The following is a 19,174-nucleotide window of genomic DNA, read 5'->3' on the forward strand; positions in this document are numbered from 1 at the left end:
AGACATGATTACAGTCGCTCCACAAGTTAACCAGTCAGGCAGTAGCTTGAAATTGGACTTAGAAAATTTAGCCTCTGAGCAAACGGCACTCGAGATCAAAGACTTAGATCTTTACTATGGTGATAAGCAAGCGCTAAGCTCAGTGAATATGAAAATCCCTAAAGGCCAAGTAACTGCCTTTATCGGGCCATCAGGTTGTGGTAAATCAACACTATTACGTTGTATTAACCGCATGAATGACTTAGTTGATATTTGTCGTATAGATGGTGAAATACTGCTACACGGACAAAATATATACGATAAAAGCGTTGACGTTGCAGCCCTTCGTCGTAATGTTGGTATGGTGTTTCAGCGTCCAAACCCATTTCCTAAATCAATTTACGAAAATGTGGTTTATGGCCTACGCTTACAAGGGATCAAAGAAAAACGTAAGCTAGATGAAGTTGTAGAGCAGTCACTTCGTGGTGCTGCATTATGGGATGAAGTTAAAGACAGACTTCATGACAGTGCATTTGGTTTATCAGGCGGTCAGCAACAACGTTTAGTGATTGCCCGTTCAATCGCGATTGAACCAGAAGTTTTGTTACTGGATGAACCAACGTCTGCACTTGATCCTATCTCTACGTTAGTTATTGAAGAATTGATAAACGATTTAAAAAATAAGTTTACCGTTGTGATTGTTACTCATAACATGCAACAAGCAGCACGTGTATCTGATCAAACAGCATTTATGTACATGGGTGAGTTAATTGAGTACGCAGATACCAATACTCTATTTACTACACCGAGCAAAAAGAAAACTGAAGACTATATTACAGGTCGTTACGGTTAAGGTAATTGCTACCGATTTTGCAGTGTTATTACGAATTTGATAAGAAGGTAAACAATGGAACACAATATTAATAAGCATATCTCAGGTCGCTTTAATCAAGAGCTTGAGAACGTACGTAACCATGTTTTAAGCATGGGAGGCTTAGTTGAGCAGCAGCTCAATAGTGCGCTAGATGCTGTCAGTAATGGTGATGCGGAGCTTGCGCGCAAAGTACGAGAAAATGATTATAAAGTAAACGCAATGGAAGTGAACATCGACGATGAGTGCACACGCATTATTGCTCGTCGTCAGCCTGCTGCGAGCGATTTACGTTTAGTCGTTGCGATAGCTAAAACCATTGCCGATCTTGAGCGGATTGGTGATGAAGCTGAACGTATTGCTAAAGTTGCGTTAGATTCGTTTACCAAAGATCAGCAAGATTTATTAGTGAACATTGAAAACATGGGGCGTCAGGTATCTAAAATGCTGCATGATGTATTAGATGCATTTGCGCGTATGGATGTACAGAAAGCATTTGAAGTTCACAAAGAAGATGCCAAGGTTGACCGTGAATATGAAGCGATCACACGTCAAATTATGACCTATATGATGGAAGACCCACGTTCAATCCCAAAAATTATGGATTTAGTGTGGTCTGTTCGTTCATTAGAGCGTATTGGCGATCGTTGTCAGAATATTGCTGAATACATCATCTATTTTGTTAACGGTAAAGATATTCGTCATACATCTCAAGAAGATATAGAAAAGTCATTATAAAAATGACTTTGATAATTTATTATTGAAAGCGGCTTTAGGTCGCTTTTTCTATGAGTGCTGTTATTAATATTGTATTCAGGGCGCAGTGAAGTAATAAAAAGCGTTCACAATCGTTGTGAATGCTGTAAAATTCACGCCGCAAAGCATACTAATTTGATTTAAGGGTCAGTTATGCCTACAAACGCATTTTTAGGGGTATTCGCAAAATCTCCTATCAAGCCAATGGAAGATCACATCAAAAAGGTACATCAAGCAAGTAAAGCTTTGATCCCTTTTTTCAATCACGTATTTAAAGAAGAATGGGCTCAAGCAGAAGAGATTCGCTTGAACATTCGCAATTTAGAGCGTGAAGCCGACGATATGAAACGAAATATACGTTTACAACTACCGCGTGGCTTATTCATGCCGGTAGAACGTACAGATCTGCTCGAACTCGTCACCCAACAAGATAAAATTGCTAATAAAGCAAAAGACATTGCTGGTCGTGTAATTGGTCGTGAGATGACCATCCCTAAAGAGATTCAAACTGATTTCTTAGCCTATCTAACTCGTTGTGTTGATGCAACTAAACAAGCATCCAATGCGATTAATGAGTTAGATGAGTTACTAGAGACCGGTTTTAAAGGTCGTGAAGTGACCTTAGTAGAGAAAATGCTAGTTGAATTGGATGCAATAGAACAAGACACGGATGATATGCAAATCAAAATTCGTCGCCAATTACGCGTCGTTGAAGATGATCTAAACCCAGTTGATGTAATGTTTTTATATAAAATCATTGAATGGGTTGGCGAGCTTGCTGATATTGCAGAGCGCGTAGGTTCACGTCTTGAGCTGATGTTAGCTCGTTAATTTACACTCAGTTCAATAACGAAAGATTAAGGTTACACAATGGATATCATTGCATCTTATGGCACGGTATTAATTTTAATTGCCGCAGCAGTCGGTTTTTTTATGGCTTATGGTATTGGCGCGAATGACGTTGCTAATGCTATGGGTACCTCAGTAGGTTCAAAAGCGTTAACTATCAAGCAAGCTATTTTTATTGCGATGATTTTTGAGTTTGCTGGGGCCTATCTCGCAGGCGGCGAGGTAACATCGACGATTCGTAAAGGTATTATCGATTCAACTCCATTCTTGGATATTCCAGAATTGATGGTGCTGGGTATGATCTCTGCTCTTTTTGCAGCAGGTAGTTGGCTACTTATTGCATCATTTTTAGGCTGGCCTGTTTCAACAACTCACTCAATCATTGGTGCAATTATTGGCTTTGCTCTTGTTGCAGTAGGCAGTGAAGCCATTCAATGGGGTAAAGTTGCAGGTATCGTAGGTAGTTGGATTGTCACCCCTGCTATCTCGGGCTTTATCGCTTACCTCATCTTTATGAGTGCGCAAAAACTGATTTTTGATACCGAAGCTCCACTTAAAAACGCTAAACGCTTTGTGCCTGTATATATGGGTCTAGCCGGTTTTATTATGTCTTTAGTGACTATTAAAAAAGGCTTAAAGCATATTGGTATTAATTTAGGTGCGGTTGAAGGTTATGCGTTTGCTATCGGTATTGCTGTAATCGTTGGTATTATTGGTAAAATTGCTATCTCTCGCTTAAAGATAGACCCACAAGCGGATAAAAAAATGCAGTTCAACAATGTTGAAAAAGTATTTGCTATCTTAATGGTATTAACCGCTTGTTGTATGGCATTTGCCCATGGTTCAAATGATGTAGCCAATGCAATTGGACCACTAGCTGCTGTTGTTAATATCGTTGAAAATAACGGTGAGATTGCTAAAAAAGCGGCCCTAGCTTGGTGGATATTACCATTAGGCGGCATCGGTATTGTGGCAGGCCTTGCTATTTTAGGTAAAAAAGTAATCAAAACTATTGGTGAAGGCATTACGCATTTAACGCCTAGCCGTGGTTTTGCTGCGGAACTTGCAGCAGCATCGACTGTTGTTATTGCATCAGGTACGGGCTTGCCTATCTCTACTACACAAACCTTAGTTGGTGCTGTGTTAGGTGTGGGTATGGCCCGTGGTATAGCTGCACTTAATATGGGTGTAGTAAGAAACATTGTGGTTTCTTGGGTAATAACATTGCCAGTTGGTGCAGGTCTTGCTATTGTTATTTTCTACATATTAAGAATTGCGTTCGGAGTCTAATTCCCGCAGCTTTTAAGTAGCACAGACTTTTAGCTTGAAAAGATCTCAATGCCCTAGGTATTGGGGTCTTTTTATTTGTAGGTAACAAAGTAATGACTAATTTACCCAGTATTAAACAGCTGCAATATTTATTGGCTGTGCATCAGCATCAACACTTTGGCCGTGCCGCCAGTGCTTGTTTTATCGGTCAGTCAACGTTAAGTAGTGCAATTCAAACTCTAGAAGAAACACTCGGTTGCCAGTTAATTGAGCGTGAAAATCGCAGCCTAATGTTTACTGCTATTGGCGAAGAAGTTGCTGAACGTGCCCGTAAAATCATTGACGATACACTAAGCGTTAAAGAGCTGACTAAAAGTCATTTAAACCCATTAAGTGGTAAATTAACGTTAGGGGTAATACCTACCATAGCAAGCTTTATAGCTGCGCCTTTATACCATTTTTGCCAGCAAAACTTTATCGAATTAGAACTGATACTGGTCGAAGATACCAGTGATCAGTTGCTAGATAAGTTAGAGCATGGCCATATAGATTTAGCACTACTTGCCTTACCCTATGATACCGATAAGTTTCATACCCAAGTATTGGCTCAAGATCATTTTAGTTTAGTGCATCACTCAGATTACAAACCAGCCGCAGGTATTGAAGACTTTAATTTATTACCAGATGCGAGTGTATTTTTATTAGAGCGTGAACATTGCATGACAGGGCACGCACTAAGCGCTTGTCATTTAAATCGTTCAAGTTGTATTAATCCCTTTGAAGCGGCAAGCCTGCATACGTTACTAAGCATGGTTGAACATCAGCTCGGCGTAACATTCCTACCACAAATGGCGATCAATGCAGGGATTCTTGCCAATAAAAATATGCTTGCAACACCATCAAAGGGTGATGCATACCGCGATATTGGAATATTGTGGCGTAAAACGACCGGTCGAATTCGAGATTTTAGATTGTTTAGCCAAGCGCTCGAGGAGTTTTTAAATAAGCAATGTCAAATGGGCAATGCCTCCTAGCCACAAATACTGAAAAAGCTCAATTTATTTGAGCTTTTTTGATCTCATTTCAAACTATTTATTTTCTCCCCTCGACTAATCTAATAAGTAAGTTAATTAAAAATTGAGAATTGTGTTTTTTCAATCACTAGAAACATTAATCGCAAAGGCACAACAAGGTAATAAACGTGCATGGCTTAAGCTGGTTAAACAGCATGAGAGCCAAGTTTATAACTATTGTTTGCGGATGCTGAGCAACCCTGATGATGCAATGGACTTAATGCAGGAAGTGTTTATTTCTGTGTACAAAAGTTTGCCAAAATTTCGCGGTGAATCAAGTTTTAACACCTGGGTATTTCAAATAGTGCACCGGCGTAGTGTTGAGTATTATCGGCGCCGTAAGCAGTTTCAGAGCCTTAATGAAGTGCCTGAACAGGTGTGTGAGCATAGCGAACTAGAGAATAATCAGTTAGTGCAAGTTGAGCATCAACAATTAAAAATAATGTTAAATAACTTACCGTGGGAGCAGCGTTTAGTGGTCGAGTTAAAGTTTTTTCAGCATTGCACTTTCGAAGAGATAGCTGAGCAGCTCGATATTTCCATAAATACCGCCAAGTCACGGTTATATAGTGCATTAGGCAAATTAAAAGTTCATTTGGAGGCCGTTGATGGCTAATTTAGAGTCGCTTTTTGAGCAATGGTTAGAAGGCAATGTTTTGAATGCTGCGCAATTACAGCAGCTTGAAAATGATCCTGAATATAGTGCGCTGATGAGCCAAGCACAAGTCTGGCAGCAGCATAGTAATGAATATAAAACGGTGCCAGTGCCACAGTGGGATCGCCAGTCGACCATGCTACAGTTCGCTTCTGTAAGCGTATTTAGTATGGCTGGGGTATGGGCTGTTGCGGCATCAGTTGTGGTTTGTTCGTTAATTTTTTTAGTGATGCCAAAACAACAGGCGCCAGAATTACTGAATCAGGTCGCTAAACAAACACAGTTATTAGAATCACAGCAAAAGCAAATAGACCAGTTACAGAAAGTTATAACTGCACAAAATGAGTTACAACAGCAACATATGTATCAACTAGCAAAAGAGGCAATAGCTACCGGACGGGTTGAGCGCCAGGAAGATCTTAATAATTTACTGACTTATTTCAAAACGCAGCGTGCTCAAGATCAAGCTTATCTACGGATGCAGTTAAACGATTTAGCCGAACAAGTTCAAGAGCAGCCATTGGCAGCTATCGCAAAAAATTAGGAGTAAATGAATATGAATAATAAACTGATTAGCGGCGTTATTATTGCCATGCTAGGTTGTACGAGTAGCAAGTTATTTGCACAAAGTCCGGATGATTTAGCTGCCATACAGCGAGAAGTTGGCATTATGGAGAACATTCTTAGCGCAGCATTAAAACAAGATACCGATAAAGCTGTGCGTGCTATAAAAGCTCATTATCTTGTTAAGCAAGGTGTTGTTTTTGAATTAGACATTAGAAGTTCGAACCGTTGGCAAAGTTTTTTTAGTAGCGTACCTAATGCGCCATTACCTCCTCTGCCTGAGATTGATTTTTCTGAAGTGAATATTGAGTTTATTAGCGACCATGCCCAAGCAATAAGCGAACATGCTGTTGAGTCATCCCGTAAAGCTTATCAACAAGCTATGGAAGTAATGAGAGAAGGGGCTGAACAAGTAAGAGAAGCAGCAGAACAAGAGCGTGATATAAGTCGTGAACTACGCGATTTAGAGCGTGAAAAGCGTGATCTTGAGTTTGCTAGCCGCCATGATAATAGCGCAGAAGCAAAAGAGTTAGCGCAACGCAAAAAGAGCCTTGAAAAAGAAATTGCAGCACTTGAAAAACAACAAGTAAAGCTCACTAAACAGCAACAGAAACTGCGTCAAGATATAACTGAAAAACAAGCAGAGCATGCCAAACAGCAAGCCGTAGAGCAACAAAAATTGCTCACCCAGGTTAATAACAGCATCAGTTTAACTTTGTGTGACTATGGCAGTGGGTTGCGTAACTTACCTAATGATGAGCATGTAAGTTTTGTGCTCAATGGTTTGGCTGATAACAGAAAAAGTATGATCAAAGTATTTAATAAGGCGGATATAAAAAAGTGTGTAATGGGCGATATTAAAGCTAATGACTTAGCCCTTAAAGCCATTAGCTATGAGTTCTAATACAACTTATTAAGAACGATCCCTGACCAACAAAGCAGCCTGTCATAAAGGCTGCTTTTCATTGTGTTCTTCATACTCAAACTGCTTATTGAATGGAGTAATATCCGGTAAAAACAATAAATACACCCATACCACTAGATTAAAGTAGGGTACTAAGCCTAGGCAAGTAAATGTAGTAACAGGGTAGCCTTTTAAACAAGCATAGCGGTAGCACTGATAAGTTATCCCTAAATTTACCAATAGCAGTAGTACGATCAATTGCGTCATAATTTAACTCCTTAAATTCGACAATACCACTAACAAAATGTTAATTGCTCAGTAGTATGTTCTAGCTAATTAGTGATGTCATGTGAATTTTTGTTTATCACAGTAAAAACAAGACATTTAACAACATCGTGTACAAAGTATAGATGAGTTACAGCTATATGGAAGTAAAAAATACGCAGAATTACGCAAGAAAGTATGTTTTTTGAGCTAGGTTATTGTTCGTAAAAAGTTTTGTTTTGAGATATTTTTTCAAGCTCATTTTTTATTTTTTCTACCGGTACAGGGCGTGAAATAAAGTAGCCTTGTCCGTAATCAACACCAATTTCTTTTAGTGCTAAAAATATCTCTTCATTTTCAACATATTCCGCTACAGAGCGCTTATCTAAAGAGCGGCTAATATCATTAATCGCTTTTACTAAGGCCAAATCGATAGGGTCATTAAGCATATCCCGAACAAACGAGCCATCAATTTTTACATGTTGCGCAGGGAGTTGTTTTAGATAATTAAAGGTGCTAAAGCCTGTACCAAAATCGTCAATTGAAAAGTGGCAGCCAAGACGGTTTAGTTTTTCAATCATGGCTCTTGTTGCAGCTAAATTGTTTATACTGGCAGATTCAGTTATTTCAAAAATCACCCGAGTTGCCGGTAAATTGAACTTCTCAAGGGTTGATTCAATATGGGGTAGTAACCGCTCATCTAAAAATGATTGAGCAGATAAGTTAATCGCAATTTGATTGAGCTCTGGATTAGCTGCGATAGCTGCAACAGCATTACGAATTACACATTGATCCATTAAGTAGGTGTCATTGAGTAATTCAAGAGAAGGTATAAATTGGTTTGGATATATCAATTCACCATCAAGCTTTAATCTCAGAAGTGTTTCAAAGTAGGCGACTTCACCTTTTTTGAAGTCCCAGATAGGTTGATAATGCAGTTCAACTTGATCCTGCTGAAGGGCTTGGCGGATGCTGTGGCCCCACTCTAGGCCAGCTTGTAATGTATTATGGCTGGCGTCGTCTTTAGAATAGCAATGAACCAAATTACGGCCTAAATTTTTGGCAATATATAAGGCGATATCAGCTTGCTTTAAACACTCACTCGGGTCGTGATTGGCTGCTGTTATTTGTGTTAAACCAATAGAGCAGCTAATTGAATAAATTTGTTCTTCCGATTTGAATTGATGGCCTTCAATTGCCATGCAGATGCTTTCAGCTACCAAATGAGCGTCTAACAAGTTTATGTTTTTTAAGATAACCGCAAACTCATCACCACCAATTCTACAAACAAGGTGTTCATCACTAATATTGGCTGTAAACAACTGAGCGACTTCTTTTAAAACAATATCACCTTGTTGATGGCCTTTGCTATCGTTGATAATTTTAAAGTGGTCTAAATCAATGTAAATCAGTGCATGTTCTACATCAGCAAAGGTATTGCTTGTTTGGCAAATACGATTTAATTGTTGATCAAAGTAATATCGGTTATGCAAGCCGGTTAAAGTGTCATGCAAAGCTAGGTGGCGTAATTGTAGCTCTGCTTGTTTACGCTCATGAATGTTATCAATGGTTGCAGTGATAGTAGTAGCGCTACTGCTATTTTTTATTAGTTGTAAGCGACACTCAACCCATATTGCACGGCCATCCTTATGGATGATCTGAATTTCAACTTTTTGTTGTTCTATACCATCTTGTAGTATCGTGCTGATTGTACTTAACAATTTTACTTTGCATTCATCAACACAAAAATCAGTGAGTGATTTAGTTAAAGTATGTTTTATGCCAAAGCCACTGAGTGACTCCCAAGCCGGATTAATAAAGCGGATAAGCCCTTGTTGATCGAACTCAAGCACGACGGTATTTAAGTGTAATAAAATACGCTGGTGCGCAGAAAACAGTTCTTTATAGCGGCTTTGGCTTTGACTTAATTGTTCAACCTTCTGTGCAAACTCAGCGTAACTTACCATAAAATCTTCACGGCGCGCGGCATGGTCGCACACTTTGCTCAAAAAAGACTGTTCGTAAGGGGCGCGTATAAAATCGGTAACACCAGAAAGAAGCAATTGCTCTGTGTAATCAGCATCATTCGTTTCAATAATGGTTACAATCGCTTGCTTAGAATTGTGTTGCAATATCTCTTTGACTAGCTCATTGGCAGGTCCTGCAAGATCTGCAGTTGCATCCAGCAACACAATAGAAAAGTCTTGCTGTAAATAAGTTGCTAATGCTTGTTTGTTGGTTGTAGCGCGATTACAAGCAAAATTTAGCGCCAAGGTTTGCTCAATTTCAGCCGCTTTGTCATCGTCAACTTCTACTAACAGTAAGTTTAAGCGACTACTCTTTTCTAAGTGTGTGGACAGTACATTGGCTAACACTTGTGGCAGCATATCTTGGCGTTCAAACGGCAGCACAGCATCAATACCATAACTACGGGCTGTTGTTTCAGCTATACGTTCACAATAAATAGGAGGAGTAAGTAGAATGGGCGTATTCTTTTTAGTTTTTAACAGCCCAGAGCGTATCATCCGAGAAAAGCGCCAGCCATCAATTTTACCCACATCGAGGCCAGTGATTACAACATCAACAGCTTGATGTTTTAAAATCTCTAACGCTTGTTGCGTGTCGCTAACTTCAATGAAAGTGAATACATTTAGTTTAGTAAGAGTTGACCTAATAGTCTGACGCTCAGTCACACTGGCGTTTAAAATCAGCAACTTTAGCTGCTTAGCCATGAAGTCATTACCTCTTATTAACCCATGCTTAATTCAATAGATTAGGATAATGCCATTTGTTCCTAATCACAAGCAAACATTCTGGCTATTTTATAACTGAGTTAGTTGAGCAAAGCGGCTGATACAGTTAAACTTGGCGCGACTTTTTTGATCTGGATATATTTAATATGCGCGTTGCTGACTTTAGCTTTGATCTCCCTGATGAATTGATTGCTCGTTTTCCAAAAGAGGATAGAACAAGCAGTCGTTTACTTACTTTAGATGGCCCATCAGGTGCACTTGAACACAAAGTATTTAGCGATATTTTAGCGCTAGTGAACGAAAATGATTTACTGGTCTTTAACAATACCAAAGTAATTCCAGCGCGTATGTATGGGCAAAAAGAGTCTGGCGGTAAAGTTGAAGTGTTAGTTGAACGTGTACTTGATGAGCACAGAGTACTTGCTCATGTGCGTGCAAGTAAATCACCCAAGGAGGGCACCACGCTGACACTTGAAGGTAAAGCGAAAGCAACCATGATTGGCCGCCAAGGGGAGTTGTTTGAACTAGAATTCACCGATAGCCAAAATGTATTAGAGATTTTAAACGATATTGGCCACATGCCACTACCGCCTTACATCGACCGCCCAGATACAGACGATGACCGTAAGCGTTACCAAACAGTGTATGGCGAAAAGCCTGGTGCAGTAGCTGCGCCCACAGCAGGACTCCATTTTGACGATATTTTAATGGCCGCGCTAAAAGAGAAAGGCGTTAACATGGCCTTTGTTACGTTACACGTAGGAGCAGGAACTTTTCAACCTGTACGTGTTGACTCTGTAGATGATCACATTATGCACTCGGAATACATTGAAGTGCCTGATGAAGTGGTTGCTTTGGTGGCTAAAGCAAAAGCAAATGGTGGACGAGTAATTGCAGTAGGTACCACGTCGGTTCGTTCTTTAGAATCTGCCGCAAAGATTCACGGCGGTGAACTCGCCAGTTACTTTGGTGATACTGATATCTTTATTTATCCGGGCTATCAGTTCAACGTAGTTGATGCCATGGTTACTAATTTTCACTTATCTGAATCAACACTTATTATGTTAGTGAGTGCTTTTTCTGGGCAAGATAACATCATGAGTGCGTATCAAACAGCGATAGAACAAAAGTACCGCTTTTTTAGTTATGGTGATGCAATGTTTTTGACCCGTAAGTAAATAAGACTCAGATGTAAGTAAAACCCTAGCTAAATGCTGGGGTTTTTTACTTTTAATCTGGGCTTTTATCCCAATTAATAGTAATGCCATAGTAACTAATGGTAGAATCGAGCGGTTAAATTATAGCTTGTTGGTGTTATTCACCGGCATCAGTAGTTGGACTGTTTTTCCGACATTGAGGACGATATGAAATTTGAATTAGACCGTACTGACGGTAAAGCGCGCCGCGGCCGCTTGATTTTTGACCGAGGTGTTGTAGAAACACCTGCATTTATGCCTGTTGGTACTTACGGTACTGTTAAAGGCATGACCCCAGATGAAGTTAAAGATACTGGCGCACAAATTTGCTTAGGGAATACCTTTCACCTAATGCTGCGCCCTGGTACTGAGATCATCAAACAGCATGGTGATTTACACGACTTTATGAACTGGGATCGTCCTATCCTAACTGATTCAGGCGGCTTCCAAGTGTTTAGTCTTGGTGCAATGCGTAAAATTTCTGAAGAAGGTGTATTGTTTAGCTCGCCAGTTAATGGTGAAAAAATCATGCTTTCTCCTGAAAAAGCGATGCAAGTACAGCGCGATTTAGGCTCAGACATCGTGATGATTTTTGACGAATGTACGCCATACCCAGCCACTGAAAAAGAAGCAAAAGATTCAATGGAGCTATCACTTCGTTGGGCTAAGCGTTCGAAAGAAGGCCATGGTGATAATCCATCAGCTTTATTTGGTATTATTCAAGGTGGTATGTACCCTGAGCTTCGCGCACAGTCGCAGCAAGGCCTTGAAGAAATAGGCTTTGATGGCTACGCGTTAGGTGGTTTATCTGTAGGTGAGCCAAAAAATGAGATGATCAACATTTTGGATCACTGCGCATATAAAATGCCAGAGAACAAACCACGTTACTTAATGGGCGTAGGTAAACCTGAAGACTTAGTTGAAGCGGTACGTCGTGGTATTGATATGTTTGACTGTGTTATGCCAACGCGAAATGCGCGTAATGGTCATTTATTTGTGACTGGCGGCATTGTTAAAATCCGTAACGCAGTACATAAGACAGACACTGGCCCACTTGATCCTGAGTGTGATTGTCATACATGTAAAAACTATTCTCGTGCATACTTACATCATCTTGATAAATGTAATGAAATTTTAGGTGCGCGACTAAACACAATCCATAACTTACGTTATTATCAGCGTGTGATGGAAGGCCTACGTAACGCAATAAGCGAAGGCAAATTAGATGAATTTGTTAATGATTTTTATGCTCGCCGTGGCCAAGAAGTGCCAGAGCTGGCAGATATAAACGATTAAATTTTATAAAAATTAAAGAGGAAGTGTTATGAGTTTATTTATTTCAAATGCCCACGCAAGTGCGGCTGGTGCAGCCCCAGCAGGTGGTGGTTACGAAATGCTAATCATGTTAGCTATTTTTGGTTTAGTGTTTTACTTTTTGATCTACCGCCCACAAGCTAAGCGTGTAAAAGAGCACAAAAGCTTAATGAGCTCGATGGCAAAAGGTGATGAGGTACTGACCCAAGGTGGTTTAGTGGGCAAAATTGTAAAAATCGCCGAAGACAAAGACTTCATCGTTATTGCATTAAACGATCAAACTGAAGTGACGGTACAAAAATCTGCGATTTCTGCAGTACTGCCTAAAGGCACAATGAAGTCGCTATAATTAGAATAATAAGGACAGGCACGTGTTAAACAAGTTTCCATTATGGAAGTATTTACTTGTTATCGCTGTGATAGCTATCGGCCTTTTATATGCTTCACCAAACCTGTATGGCCGCGATCCGGCCATACAGGTTTCTGGCGCAAAAGGTGCTGATGTTGAACTCAGTGTACTAGATACAGTAAATGGCATCCTCAAAGATAACAACGTAACAGTGAAATCTACAAAACTTGAAAGTGGACAAATTTTAGTTCGTTTCAAAAACGTAGAAGAGCAACTTAAAGCGCAAGATTTACTGCGTAATTCATTGGGCGAAGATTACATCTCAGCCATTAATATGGCCCCGGCGCAACCTCATTGGCTGAAGAGCCTTGGTGGTAATCCAATGAAGTTGGGCTTGGATTTAAGTGGCGGTGTTCACTTCACGATGGAAATCGACATGGTGACAGCCGTTGATAACGCGCTGGAACAGATGGAGCAAGACTATAAAAGTGACCTACGTGGTGAAAAGCTTCGTTATCGCTCAATTCGCCGTGTCGCTAATAGCGAACGTATGCGAGTTGAAATGCGCAGCGAAGAAGATAAAGATGCCGCTGAACGTTTTCTTCAGTCTCGCTACCCGTTACATACTTTCATAGATGACAGCTCAAACGATAACGCCTTTTATGCCAATCTTAGCGATTTAAAGCTTAAAGAAATTCGCGATTACGCTATCAAGCAAAACGAAACTATTATTCGTAACCGTATCAACCAAATTGGTGTTGCAGAGCCAAACGTACAGCGCCAAGGTGCTGAGCGTATTATCGTGCAATTACCTGGTGTACAAGATACAGCTCGCGCGAAAGAAATCCTCGGTGCAACAGCAACTCTTGAGTTTCGTGAAGTAGACGAAAATGCCGATCCAACAGCGGCAGCACAAGGGCGTATTCCTGCTGGCACAGAAATGATCATGAGCCGTGACGGTTACCCTGTAGTGCTTAAAAAGCGCATCATTCTTGAAGGTAGCCACATTACAGGTGCACAATCAGGTGCCGATGAATATCAACGTCCGCAAGTGAGTATTAGCCTTGATAGCAAAGGTGGCGCTAAAATGAATGCGTTCACTAAGCGTGCCATTGGTAAACGTATGGCAACGGTATTTATCGAATATAAGCCATCAGGTAAAAAAGATGCTAACGGTAAAGCGCTTCCACCAATTAAGGTTGAAGAAGTTATTAACGTCGCTACAATTCAGGCTCGCCTTGACCGATCATTTCGTATAACTGGGATTGATAACCCAGCTGAAGCCCATAACTTAAGCTTACTACTTCGTGCAGGTGCACTTGTTGCGCCAATTCAAATTGTTGAAGAGCGTACTGTAGGTCCAAGCTTAGGACAAGAAAATATCGAAGCGGGTATGACTGCCGTTGCTCTTGGCTTCTTATTTGTACTGATATTTATGCTAGTTTATTACAAAGGTTTTGGCATGGTGGCAAACATTGCGCTTGCAGCTAACTTAGTATTGATCATTGGTGTGATGTCGTTAATTCCAGGCGCTACACTAACGCTACCAGGTATTGCCGGTATTGTATTAACCGTCGGTATGGCAGTTGATGCCAATGTACTTATCTTTGAGCGTATTCGTGAAGAACTTGCTGATGGACGTAGTCCGCAACAAGCAGTTCATCATGGTTACGACAGTGCATTTAGTACTATTTTTGATGCAAATGTTACGACTTTAATTGCAGCTATTATCTTATTTGCTGTGGGTACCGGTCCAATTGCAGGCTTTGCCGTAACATTAGCGATTGGTATTTTGACTTCAATGTTTACAGCCATTGTTGGCACGCGTGCCGTGATCAACTTATTTATCGGTGGTAAACGTGTCGATAAGCTGTCAATTTAAGGAGCGATGATGCAAATTTTAAAATTAGGCGGCAGAACGTTAAAGTTCATGTCGTTACGAAAAGTTGCAATGGGTATCTCAACGCTACTTATTTTAGCTTCATTAGCTTCTATTTTTGTAAAGGGCTTAAACTTTGGTTTGGACTTTACTGGTGGTACGGCCGTTGAAGTAGGTTTTTCACAGCCAGCGGACTTAAAAAAAGTGCGTGCGGTCCTGGCTGAAAACAACTTTGCTGACGCATCGGTACAGTTATTTGGTTCTAGCCAAGAGATATTAGTGCGTTTAGCACCGCGTGGCGATGACGTAAAAGCTGAAGTAATTGGTAATCAAGTAATTGCAGCATTAAAACAAGCTGATGACAGTGTAGTAATGCGCCGTATTGAGTTTGTTGGCCCAAGTGTCGGTGAAGACTTAAAAGAGCAGGGTGGCCTAGCCATGTTAACTGCACTTATCTGTATCTTGATTTACGTTGCATTTCGTTTTGAGTGGCGTTTTGCCTTAGGTGCGGTTTCGGCACTTATGCATGACGTTATTATTACTTTAGGCTTGTTCTCAGTACTTGGTTTGGAGTTTGATTTAACCATTCTTGCTGCAATACTTGCAGTAATAGGCTATTCACTTAACGATACCATTGTTGTATCTGACCGTATTCGTGAGAACTTTCGTAAAGTTCGTATTGACGACACGATAGAGATTATCGATATCTCGCTTACGCAAACACTTAACCGTACATTGGTTACATCAATCACCACTATTTTGGTATTGATTGCACTATTTGTATGGGGCGGACAAACAATTCATGGCTTTGCCACTGCATTATTGTTTGGTGTTTTTATTGGTACGTATTCATCAATATATGTTGCCAGTGCGGTAGCCATTGCTATGGGTGTGAGTAAAGAAGACTTAATCCCTGAAGTGATTGAAAAAGAAGGTGCCGATTTAGATCCAATGCCTTAGATGTTGCTCTAAACAGCAGAACTAAATGTACTTTTAAAAACCGCTCTTTGAGCGGTTTTTTTATTGCAGGAACAAGCTTCAGCCGTAACTGTCTTTAAGCTTAGGGTTATGTGTAAAGCTTATCGGCGCTAAAGCGCTCTCCTACGAATTTAATTATTGCTGTTTCTAGAACGTGATTTTTCATATAATAAGCATTATTCTTCGTTTTCATACAAGTTACCACTTTATGCTTAAGTCACTTCTTCTCACCAGCCTTTTAATCATGCTTAGTGCATGTGGTGACAATACTGAATCTACACACTCTGAACAACTCGATGAGCCAGTGCAATTAACCTTACTTGAGCAATATCGTAATCAAGCAGTATATGTATTAGATATTATTAATATCAATAATGATGCGAATAAATTACAAAAAGAATCAGCGAAACTAGTGACACTGTCGCAATCATTATTGAAAGATCTCACTGTTGAGGTTCCGCAATGTACGAACTATTTAGTTAGCCTAAATGCTGCTGCCGCGGACATGACGAGTTTACCAGTTGAAAAAATTGCAAGTGATTACCTACGTGGTAAAAAGTTACCTAGCTTCGAACAACCCATTTGCTATCACATTAAAGAGCTACTTGTTCATGGAGCTATGGTGCAAGCTATTGCTGATAAAGGGCTTAACAACAGCGTAGAATATAAAACGGCTGAGCTTGATATGATTGAAGCCATAGCTCACTTTGAGCAAGTTGAAGCTGAGCTGGCGGATTAGACATATAACTGTCATACTTAGTTGCTACTTTAACCGCCTCTTAATAATAACTGTCGGTTTGGTGCTAGGTGAGTATTCAGCGAATTACATTAGAAAAAATATTACACAACAGTAATATAACAACCTTATTCCAACCGATTTTTGATATTTCTAATAAGCACATACTAGGTTATGAAGCATTAAGTCGTGGCCCTAAAAATAGCCTGCTAGAAATGCCGAGCGAGCTTTTTAGTGCAGCAATCAGTTATGATAAAATTTCAGAATTAGAGTTGTTATGTCGTTCAAAGGCGATTGAAAACTTTGTGAAATTAAAATTGCAGGGTAAATTGTTCTTAAATGTTAGCCCAAAAACACTCCTTGATCCATGTCATCCTAATGGTGAAACCTTACATCTTATTGAACACTTTGGCCTCATCGCAAGTCGGGTTGTTATTGAAGTAACCGAGCAAGAAAAAGTAGATGATGGCTTTTTATTATTAAAAACGATTGCGCACTACCGCAAACTTGGTTTCTCTATAGCGATTGATGACTTAGGGGCTGGTTACTCGGGTTTAAAGCAATGGTCTGAGTTGTGCCCTGACTTTGTAAAAATAGACCGTTACTTTATTGATCATTGCGATCAGAGTGTGGTGAAAAAAGAGTTTTTAAAATCGATTATCGAACTTGCCAAAGTGACTAATACAGAAGTCATTGCAGAGGGTATAGAGCGCATTGAAGAGCTTTATTTATTAGAAAGTTTAGGCATAGTAAATGCACAGGGGTTTTTACTCGAACGGCCGAGTAGAAAACCAAGTGCAGAATTTAAAAGCCCGCAAATAGAGCAGCTTAATTTCACACCTTTAAGTAATCAGTTTGAACAATCAATGGCGATCGGTTGGTTGGCCGTAGAGCAAGCCGCCATCGTCAGTGAAACACGTTGTAAAGATGCTCATAAAATATTTGAACAAGATAAAACAATAATCAGTATTGCCGTATTAAACGAGCAACAGCAGCCTGTAGGCTTATTACATAAAGACCAACTGACCGAAGTATTTGCCGCACCTTATGGACATGCACTTTATGATAAACAACCTGTCACGGCTTTAATGCATAAGCAGCCGTTAATTGTAGATGAAAACCAATTGCTTGATACGGTAAGCCAACAAATTACCGAAAACGACTTTGATATTCGACGCCATATTATAATTACGCGCGAAGAACAATATTTAGGTTTGGCACCATTGCGCGATATTTTAAAGCACATTACCGATGAAAAAATTCGTCATGCGCAGCATGCAAATCCACTGACTATGTTACCGGGTAATGTGGCAATAAATGAAGCTATCGAACACCGCTTACGCGGTAAAAATGGTTTCTCTCTTGCGTATATAGACTTAAATCACTTTAAGCAATTTAATGACCTGTATGGTTATGCCAGCGGCGATAGTGTGATCAAGCTATTAGCTGATGTCACTGTAAAGGCCTGTACTAATATCCCTAGTTTTGTTGGTCATATAGGAGGGGATGACTTTATGGTGGTATTTGACAGTGATGAAGCCACTCTCGTGTGTAATTACATAATTAATGATTTTGAAGCCAAAGCTCGTGCATTTTTTACTCCTGAGCATATCGCCAGTGGTGGCTATTGGGCAAGTAATCGTGAAGGGCAAAAGCAGTTTGTGCCATTACTCACCTTATCAATAGGTCTAGTAGAGCCTGATTTAGCTCTATGTAACAACAGTCACCAAGTGGCTGCGCTTGCAACTGATGCTAAAAAAGAAGCAAAACGATACCGAGAAAGTCATTTATTTGTTTGTAAGCGACGAAGCCCTGCACCTGCCGTGGTTAGGCTTAATCTGGATAAACACGCTTTATAACTTTATAACTTTATACTTGAGTAATTACTCACCAGCGTGTAGTTTAGAAAAAACACTCTTTATTAGCCCAAATGAAACGAGCCTTTTTTTATTTGCCCATACACGCGGTATTGTTTTATTGCGCTACGCTGACTGCACAAACCATTAATGTAGCCCAAGAGCCGAGAGCACAATATAAGCGTGATGAATACTTAAGCATCTTGTTAGAGCAAGCCCTTATAGCGGCACAATACCCTGCTAAAATTAACCACGTTATTGTACATCCACATCAACAACGCACTTTGATTAGCTTAGAAGATAATAATGTCGATTTATACTGGAGTATGACCAGCCCAGAACGAGAAACCTTGGCTATAGCAATAAAGATCCCACTATATCGCGGTTATATTGGTAAACGCGCGCTCGTAACTAATCGCCAGCTGCTACCATTATTTGAAAAAATAAGCACTATTGAACAACTCGAACAACTAAGCGCAGCTCAAGGGCATGATTGGCCAGATACAAAAATATTGGCTCATAACGGGTTAACCGTCAGGCCATTTGCGAACTACGAAGCAATGTTTGCTTTGACAGCCAAAGGTAAAATAGAGTACTTCCCGCGTTCATTTATAGAAGTAACGTCTGAGCTTAATGAGGTTGATAATCCTGACTTAGCGATTGTGCCTAACCTGTTTATTAGTTATCCAGCTGCATTTTATTATTTTGTATCAAAAGAAAAGCCCGAGCTCGCCAATGCGATTGAAAAAGGGTTGCTTAAAATGGAGCAAAACGGGGCGTTTAGTCAATTATTTGATAGTTACTTTTTAGAGGACTTAAAATCATTGCCCTACCAAGTAGATAAAGCAACAGAGCTTAAGTTAATAAATCCATACTTTGAAAATTAAATACTTTATATAAGGCGTGCTTTATAAGGCTTAAAGCTGTGC

18 protein-coding genes are annotated in these 19,174 nt (G+C 40.0%); 16 read left to right on the plus strand and 2 right to left on the minus strand.

Annotated elements, in window-relative coordinates:
* The first annotated feature begins 4 nt into the window (after nt 1-4).
* The 8 genes from pstB (at nt 5) to QMA12_RS11560 (ending at nt 6,920) form a co-directional block, all read left to right on the plus strand.
* Nucleotides 5-832, plus strand: a complete 828-nt coding sequence (gene pstB / locus QMA12_RS11525; protein ID WP_290210317.1) for a phosphate ABC transporter ATP-binding protein PstB — start codon at nt 5-7, stop codon at nt 830-832.
* Nucleotides 833-886: 54 nt separating this feature from the next.
* Nucleotides 887-1,588 carry a phosphate signaling complex protein PhoU gene (phoU, locus tag QMA12_RS11530; RefSeq protein WP_087533354.1) on the plus strand — a complete coding sequence of 234 codons (702 nt, stop codon included), beginning with the start codon at nt 887-889 and terminating at the stop codon, nt 1,586-1,588.
* 171 nt (nt 1,589-1,759) lie between these two features.
* Nucleotides 1,760-2,437 carry a TIGR00153 family protein gene (locus QMA12_RS11535; RefSeq protein ID WP_087533353.1) on the plus strand — a complete coding sequence of 226 codons (678 nt, stop codon included), beginning with the start codon at nt 1,760-1,762 and terminating at the stop codon, nt 2,435-2,437.
* A 39-nt stretch (nt 2,438-2,476) separates the two neighbouring features.
* Nucleotides 2,477-3,745, plus strand: a complete 1,269-nt coding sequence (locus QMA12_RS11540; protein WP_087533352.1) for an inorganic phosphate transporter — start codon at nt 2,477-2,479, stop codon at nt 3,743-3,745.
* 92 nt (nt 3,746-3,837) lie between these two features.
* The gene (locus QMA12_RS11545; protein ID WP_087533351.1) at nt 3,838-4,758 is read left to right on the plus strand and encodes a hydrogen peroxide-inducible genes activator; all 921 of its coding nucleotides are present in this window, start codon (nt 3,838-3,840) and stop codon (nt 4,756-4,758) included.
* A gap of 112 nt (nt 4,759-4,870) precedes the next feature.
* On the plus strand, nt 4,871-5,413 hold the full coding sequence (locus tag QMA12_RS11550; RefSeq protein ID WP_087533350.1) for an RNA polymerase sigma factor: 543 nt from the start codon (nt 4,871-4,873) through the stop codon (nt 5,411-5,413).
* Nucleotides 5,406-5,996 (plus strand): hypothetical protein, encoded by a 591-nt coding sequence (locus tag QMA12_RS11555; protein ID WP_087533349.1) that lies wholly within the window; start codon nt 5,406-5,408, stop codon nt 5,994-5,996. Before QMA12_RS11550 ends, QMA12_RS11555 begins: the two co-directional genes overlap by 8 nt.
* 12 nt (nt 5,997-6,008) lie before the next feature.
* Nucleotides 6,009-6,920, plus strand: coding sequence for a hypothetical protein (locus tag QMA12_RS11560; protein ID WP_087533348.1), 912 nt, complete (start codon nt 6,009-6,011; stop codon nt 6,918-6,920).
* A 42-nt stretch (nt 6,921-6,962) separates the two neighbouring features.
* On the opposite strand, the gene QMA12_RS11565 is transcribed toward QMA12_RS11560, so the two are convergent.
* On the minus strand, nt 6,963-7,187 hold the full coding sequence (locus QMA12_RS11565) for a hypothetical protein (RefSeq protein WP_087533347.1): 225 nt from the start codon (nt 7,185-7,187) through the stop codon (nt 6,963-6,965).
* Between the two features lie 212 nt (nt 7,188-7,399).
* Entirely contained in the window at nt 7,400-9,916 is a 2,517-nt protein-coding gene (locus QMA12_RS11570) for an EAL domain-containing protein (protein ID WP_087533346.1), read from the minus strand.
* Between the two features lie 167 nt (nt 9,917-10,083).
* On the opposite strand from QMA12_RS11570, the gene queA reads away from it, so the two are divergent.
* From queA to QMA12_RS11610, 8 genes are all read left to right on the plus strand, one after another.
* Nucleotides 10,084-11,115 (plus strand): tRNA preQ1(34) S-adenosylmethionine ribosyltransferase-isomerase QueA, encoded by a 1,032-nt coding sequence (gene queA / locus QMA12_RS11575; RefSeq protein WP_087533345.1) that lies wholly within the window; start codon nt 10,084-10,086, stop codon nt 11,113-11,115.
* 186 nt (nt 11,116-11,301) lie between these two features.
* The gene (gene tgt / locus QMA12_RS11580) at nt 11,302-12,429 is read left to right on the plus strand and encodes a tRNA guanosine(34) transglycosylase Tgt (protein WP_087533344.1); all 1,128 of its coding nucleotides are present in this window, start codon (nt 11,302-11,304) and stop codon (nt 12,427-12,429) included.
* A gap of 28 nt (nt 12,430-12,457) precedes the next feature.
* Complete coding sequence (yajC, locus tag QMA12_RS11585; RefSeq protein WP_087533343.1) at nt 12,458-12,796, plus strand: preprotein translocase subunit YajC; 339 nt, start codon at nt 12,458-12,460, stop codon at nt 12,794-12,796.
* A gap of 22 nt (nt 12,797-12,818) precedes the next feature.
* Nucleotides 12,819-14,678 (plus strand): protein translocase subunit SecD, encoded by a 1,860-nt coding sequence (gene secD / locus QMA12_RS11590; protein WP_290210318.1) that lies wholly within the window; start codon nt 12,819-12,821, stop codon nt 14,676-14,678.
* 9 nt (nt 14,679-14,687) lie between these two features.
* Nucleotides 14,688-15,635 (plus strand): protein translocase subunit SecF, encoded by a 948-nt coding sequence (secF, locus tag QMA12_RS11595; RefSeq protein ID WP_087533341.1) that lies wholly within the window; start codon nt 14,688-14,690, stop codon nt 15,633-15,635.
* Nucleotides 15,636-15,861: 226 nt separating this feature from the next.
* Nucleotides 15,862-16,392 (plus strand): hypothetical protein, encoded by a 531-nt coding sequence (locus tag QMA12_RS11600; protein WP_290210319.1) that lies wholly within the window; start codon nt 15,862-15,864, stop codon nt 16,390-16,392.
* 68 nt (nt 16,393-16,460) lie between these two features.
* Nucleotides 16,461-18,248, plus strand: a complete 1,788-nt coding sequence (locus QMA12_RS11605) for a bifunctional diguanylate cyclase/phosphodiesterase (RefSeq protein ID WP_290210320.1) — start codon at nt 16,461-16,463, stop codon at nt 18,246-18,248.
* Nucleotides 18,249-18,319: 71 nt separating this feature from the next.
* Entirely contained in the window at nt 18,320-19,132 is an 813-nt protein-coding gene (locus QMA12_RS11610) for a transporter substrate-binding domain-containing protein (protein WP_087533338.1), read from the plus strand.
* Nucleotides 19,133-19,174 lie beyond the last annotated feature (42 nt).

Origin of the sequence: Pseudoalteromonas sp. APC 3893, from assembly GCF_030408095.1 — a bacterium.
Classification (GTDB): Bacteria; Pseudomonadota; Gammaproteobacteria; order Enterobacterales; family Alteromonadaceae; genus Pseudoalteromonas.

Bases quoted from the DNA above. Each gene is read 5' to 3' on its own strand.
- pstB (WP_290210317.1), top strand. From the start codon at position 5: ATGATTACAGTCGCTCCACAAGTTAACCAGTCAGGCAGTAGCTTGAAA.
- phoU (WP_087533354.1), top strand. From the start codon at position 887: ATGGAACACAATATTAATAAGCATATCTCAGGTCGCTTTAATCAAGAG.
- QMA12_RS11535 (WP_087533353.1), top strand. From the start codon at position 1,760: ATGCCTACAAACGCATTTTTAGGGGTATTCGCAAAATCTCCTATCAAG.
- QMA12_RS11540 (WP_087533352.1), top strand. From the start codon at position 2,477: ATGGATATCATTGCATCTTATGGCACGGTATTAATTTTAATTGCCGCA.
- QMA12_RS11545 (WP_087533351.1), top strand. From the start codon at position 3,838: ATGACTAATTTACCCAGTATTAAACAGCTGCAATATTTATTGGCTGTG.
- QMA12_RS11555 (WP_087533349.1), top strand. From the start codon at position 5,406: ATGGCTAATTTAGAGTCGCTTTTTGAGCAATGGTTAGAAGGCAATGTT.
- QMA12_RS11560 (WP_087533348.1), top strand. From the start codon at position 6,009: ATGAATAATAAACTGATTAGCGGCGTTATTATTGCCATGCTAGGTTGT.
- QMA12_RS11565 (WP_087533347.1), bottom strand. From the start codon at position 7,187: ATGACGCAATTGATCGTACTACTGCTATTGGTAAATTTAGGGATAACT.
- QMA12_RS11570 (WP_087533346.1), bottom strand. From the start codon at position 9,916: ATGGCTAAGCAGCTAAAGTTGCTGATTTTAAACGCCAGTGTGACTGAG.
- queA (WP_087533345.1), top strand. From the start codon at position 10,084: ATGCGCGTTGCTGACTTTAGCTTTGATCTCCCTGATGAATTGATTGCT.
- tgt (WP_087533344.1), top strand. From the start codon at position 11,302: ATGAAATTTGAATTAGACCGTACTGACGGTAAAGCGCGCCGCGGCCGC.
- yajC (WP_087533343.1), top strand. From the start codon at position 12,458: ATGAGTTTATTTATTTCAAATGCCCACGCAAGTGCGGCTGGTGCAGCC.
- secF (WP_087533341.1), top strand. From the start codon at position 14,688: ATGCAAATTTTAAAATTAGGCGGCAGAACGTTAAAGTTCATGTCGTTA.
- QMA12_RS11600 (WP_290210319.1), top strand. From the start codon at position 15,862: ATGCTTAAGTCACTTCTTCTCACCAGCCTTTTAATCATGCTTAGTGCA.
- QMA12_RS11610 (WP_087533338.1), top strand. From the start codon at position 18,320: ATGAAACGAGCCTTTTTTTATTTGCCCATACACGCGGTATTGTTTTAT.